The organism is Terriglobales bacterium (assembly GCA_035624475.1).
In the GTDB taxonomy this organism is placed as follows: domain Bacteria; phylum Acidobacteriota; class Terriglobia; order Terriglobales; family Acidobacteriaceae; genus DASPRL01.
In genome coordinates this window covers 1-3,997 of sequence record DASPRL010000154.1, presented here as the reverse complement: position 1 = coordinate 3,997, position 3,997 = coordinate 1, and the positions used below count along the sequence as shown (strand labels likewise).

The 3,997-nt window shown below is 69.3% G+C and carries 6 protein-coding genes; 1 reads left to right on the top strand and 5 read right to left on the bottom strand.

The window, feature by feature from the left end; translation table 11 throughout:
* Positions 1-1,302 (top strand): carboxypeptidase regulatory-like domain-containing protein (locus VEG08_06430; GenBank protein ID HXZ27622.1); only part of this gene is annotated, 1,302 nt, incomplete at its 5' end.
* Here VEG08_06430 and VEG08_06425 read toward each other — a convergent pair.
* The 5 genes from VEG08_06425 to VEG08_06405 all read right to left on the bottom strand — a co-directional run.
* The gene (locus tag VEG08_06425; protein ID HXZ27621.1) at positions 1,299-1,775 is read right to left on the bottom strand and encodes a GAF domain-containing protein; all 477 of its coding nucleotides are present in this window, start codon (positions 1,773-1,775) and stop codon (positions 1,299-1,301) included. The genes VEG08_06430 and VEG08_06425 overlap by 4 nt on opposite strands.
* Before the next feature lie 17 nt (positions 1,776-1,792).
* Positions 1,793-2,305, bottom strand: a complete 513-nt coding sequence (locus VEG08_06420; protein HXZ27620.1) for an adenosine-specific kinase — start codon at positions 2,303-2,305, stop codon at positions 1,793-1,795.
* Positions 2,306-2,325: 20 nt separating this feature from the next.
* Entirely contained in the window at positions 2,326-3,291 is a 966-nt protein-coding gene (locus VEG08_06415; GenBank protein HXZ27619.1) for a small ribosomal subunit Rsm22 family protein, read from the bottom strand.
* A 17-nt stretch (positions 3,292-3,308) separates the two neighbouring features.
* Positions 3,309-3,749, bottom strand: a complete 441-nt coding sequence (locus tag VEG08_06410) for a GtrA family protein (GenBank protein ID HXZ27618.1) — start codon at positions 3,747-3,749, stop codon at positions 3,309-3,311.
* Positions 3,746-3,997: hypothetical protein (locus VEG08_06405; GenBank protein HXZ27617.1), on the bottom strand; the 252-nt coding region annotated here is incomplete at its 5' end. The genes VEG08_06405 and VEG08_06410, both read right to left, overlap by 4 nt.

Below are 3,997 nucleotides of genomic sequence, written 5' to 3'. Positions count from 1 at the left end.
CAGGGCAGGGTCACCGATCCTTCGGGGGCCGTTATTCAGGGGGCCACCGTAACCTTGACCGATACCAATACCGGCCAGTCGCAAAGCACGCGCACCGACTCCCAAGGCATGTACAGGTTCAGGATCGTGCCGTCCGGCAATTCGCAGTTGAAGGTCGACGCCCTCAACTTCCAGTCCATGGTGGTCAGGCTCGCGCCCGGCGCCGGGCGGCGCGATGTGAAGCTGAATGTCGGCGCCGCCAGCGAAACGGTCACGGTGGAAGACCAGCCATCGCGGGAGACGGTCGCCGAGGCCATCAGCAACCTCGAGACCGAAACTGCCAGCGGCGAGGTCGGCGACCTCTTCGAGTACGACGTCAAGCAGAAGATCACCATCCTGAAGAACCAGTCGGCGCTGGTGCCCATCGCGCAGGCGCCCATCGAGGCGGAGAAGGTCACCCTGTGGAGCGGCGACGAAGATGCCGCTCCGCTGCGCGCCCTCTGGCTCACCAACACCAGCGGCCTCACCCTCGATGCCGGCACCTTCAACGTCCTCGAGGACGACACCTTCGCGGGCGAGGGCCTGCTCGAGACCATCAAGCCGGCGGAGCGCCGCCTGCTCTCCTACGCCGTGGACCAGGGGGTGCGCATATCCACCAAGGAGGAGGGCGAAGAGGAGCCCATCAGCCACATCAGCGTGCTCAAGGGCGTGATGAAGATCACGCGCGAGGAGCGCGAGACCAAGACCTACACCGTGCGCAACTCCGACACCAGCGCGCGCGCGGTCATCCTCGAGCACCCCGTGCGCGACGACTGGAAGCTGATGGGCGACCTGAAGCCGGAGGAAACCTCGGCCACGCACTATCGCTTCCGCGTGAAGGTCGGGCCGGGAGCCACGGAGAAGCTGGCGGTCGAGGAGTCGCATCCGCTGGAGACCCAGTACGCGCTCACCAACCTCTCCAGCAAGGACGTGGAGCTGTGGGCGCAGCAGAAGCGGCTCACCCCGGAGATGGAGCAAGCCTTCCGCCGCGTGCTGGCGCAGAAGAACGTGGTCTCCGGCCTGGACGCGCAGATGCGCGTCGCCCAGCAGCAGGTCGAGACCATCACCGTGGACCAGGGCCGCCTGCGCGAGAACATGAAGGCGCTCAAGGGCAGCGCCGAAGAGCGGGCCCTGTTGCAGCGCTACACCCGCGAACTGAACTCACAGGAGGACCAGTTGGACAAGCTGCGCAGCGAACTCGCCGACCTGAAGGGGAAGCGGGCGCAGGCGGCGGCCGAACTCGACCGCATCATCCAGGAGATCGCGCTGGAGACGACGTTCTAACCCGCAGGATGGCTGGCTAGGTACTCGGCCACCAGGGTGGCGCAGTCCTCCACGAACTGGCGGTCGGCGGGGCCGAAGGTGTTGGCGAAGTAGCTGTTGATGTCCAGCTCTCCGGCCACCCGGCCCTGGACCAGCACCGGCGCCACCATCTCCGACTTGGTGTCCTGCGAGCCTTGCAGGTAGCGCAGGTCCTTGGTCACGTCCTGCACCAGCACCGTCTTGCCGCTGGCAGCGCAGGCGCCGCACAGGCCATCGTCCAGGGGGATGCGCCCGTGGGGCGTGAAGCTGCCGGCGAACGGGCCCAGCACCAGGTAGCCGGGATCGCTCGGGTCGATGAGGTAGAAGCCCACCCAGTTGTAGCGCACCATCTTCTCGTGCAGGGTGTCGGAGACGTGCTGCATCAGGGACTGGGCGGAGGCGGCGGTGGCCGCGAAGGTCCGCAACTCTGCGAGCAGCCCGGCGTGTTGGTCCATGCTGGTCCTCCTCCCCCTCAGCGCTTGTAGCCGATCTTGCGCAGGAAGTCGCGGCGGGCGGCGGCCTCCTCGGGGCCTTCCACGCCCTTGGGCGGGCTGCCGTCGATCACGCCCAGCACCCCGCGTCCCTGCGGGCTGCGCGCCACGATCACTTCCACCGGGTTGGCGGTGGCGCAGAAGATAGTGCACACCTCGGGCACGCGCCGGATGGCGCCCATCACGTTGATGGGATAGGCGTCGCGCAGGATGAGCACGAAGGTGTGCCCGGCGGCGAGCGCCTGCGCGTTGCGGACGGCGGCGGCGCGCAGTGCCTCGTCGTTGCCCTCGGCGCGGGTCAGGCAGGGGCCGGAACTCTCGTTGAAGGCGAGGCCGAACTTCGCCTGTGGCACGGTGGTGGCCACCGCCTCGTAGAGGTCTTCTACCGTCTTGATGAAGTGCGATTGGCCGACGATGAGGTTGGCGTCGGCGGGGAATTCCATGCGCACGCTCTCCAGCTCCAGCATGGGCGCCTCCCGCTTGTGCGCGCCCATGATAGCGCGCCCGGCCCGCTTCAGTCGCTCCAGGGCGCGCCCCACTCCGCCTGGCGCGCCTGCCGGTAGACATCCTTCCGGGATTTGGTGACCGTGCGCTGCTCCAGCCGGCTCGCCGTGCACAGCGTGAGTTGGATGTGGCCGGGGCGGATCAGGGGATGGCGGATGACGCGCGCGGCGGGCAGCTCCACCGGCGCGCGCCCGGCAACGAGATACGAGAACTTCTCGTCCTCGTAGCCGAGCGCGCCCTGCTTGAGCCGGCGGTGGGCCGCGGAGCGCTCCAGGCGCACGGCGAAGTGGCACCAGTCGCCGGCCTGGGCCATGGGACAAGCCTTGGCGTGCGGGCAGGGCGCCACCAGGTGCGCTCCCCAGTCGAGCAGCGCGGTGCGCGCCGCCAGTACGCGCGCGAAGCCCGCCGGCGTGCCTGGCTCAAGTATGACCAGCAGCGTGGCGGCCGCGTCCCAGGCGGCGCGCAGGAACTGCGCCGTGGCCTTCTCGCTGATCTCCGCCAGAGCATAGGAGATGACCACGAGGTCGTGGGGCTCGCCGGCAGCCTTTGCCAGCACGTCCTGCTGGAGCCACTGCGCTCCCACGACTGCCGGGTGGCGGCTTTGCGCCGCCACCCGGCGGCCTGCGACGACCAGCGGCGCCTCGCGCTCGACCAGCGTGATCTTCTCCAGCCCGGGGAAGGTCTCTGCCGCGGCCCACATGCTGGTGCCCGGCCCAGCGCCCAAATCGAGCAGGCTGCGCGGCGCGAGCCCCGGCATCCGCGCCGCGACTTCTTCGAAAACACGGCGATTGGCGGCGAAGGTGGCGGGCAGCCGGGTCTGGAGATACGCGGCCAGGTGCGCGGGCGAGCGCAGCGCCGAGGGTTCACCCTCTTGGTAGCGTTGGCTGAGCTCGCGCGCGGCGCGCGGCAGCAGGCGCGCGTCCACCGCCGCCACCTCGCGCTCGATCGCGCGGCGCAACTCCTCCGGCAGACGCATGCAGAGAGTGTAATCGCTCAGGCCAGAGGCAGGCGCCAGCGCGCGCGGAAGACGTAGCGGTCGTTGACCCAAAAGTTCACCAGCCCGCAGGCGCAGATCGCCAGCATGTTGGAGGGCAGGTAGGGCAGGTGGGCCACGCCCACCAGCAGGCGCATCACTGCCACGTTCCCCAGGATAGAGATAGCGCCGGTGGTGCCGTTGAAGCGCGCCAGCCGCGCCAGGGCGTGGGCCAGGGTGGCGCTGGCACGGTCGGACCAGGTATAGCGTTCGTGCCAGAGGAAGTTGTGCAGGATGGCGGCCTCGACCGCCAGCACCGTCGCCCAGAGATAGGGTACACGCGCCAGGCGGGCCAGCGCCTCCAGCGTCCCCAGTTGCACGCCGATCCCGATCAGGCCCACCAGGTTGTACTGCAGCCAGCGCCGCAGGGTCCGCCGCCATCCTTCCTTCGCGGGGCTCACGGCAACGGCTCCTCGCGGTAGAGCTTCGCGATGTGCCGCGCCGCCGAGACCACCAGCATCGCGGCCATGCCGGCGATGGCCACCGCGCCGCCCAGGTCGAAGAGGCGGAAGGCGCGGCCGAACAGATGCGCCGTCGGCCAGCGCAGCAGCGCCAGGTTGCCGGCGATCAGCAAGATCCGGACCTCGGTCGGCCCGAAGCGCCAGAACGACATGTGGAAGCTGCCCAGGGTGTAGGTCGCCAGGTAGAC

Coding starts and splice junctions, on each gene's coding strand:
- VEG08_06425 (HXZ27621.1), bottom strand. CDS start 1,775: ATGGACCAACACGCCGGGCTGCTCGCAGAGTTGCGGACCTTCGCGGCC.
- VEG08_06420 (HXZ27620.1), bottom strand. CDS start 2,305: ATGGGCGCGCACAAGCGGGAGGCGCCCATGCTGGAGCTGGAGAGCGTG.
- VEG08_06415 (HXZ27619.1), bottom strand. CDS start 3,291: ATGCGTCTGCCGGAGGAGTTGCGCCGCGCGATCGAGCGCGAGGTGGCG.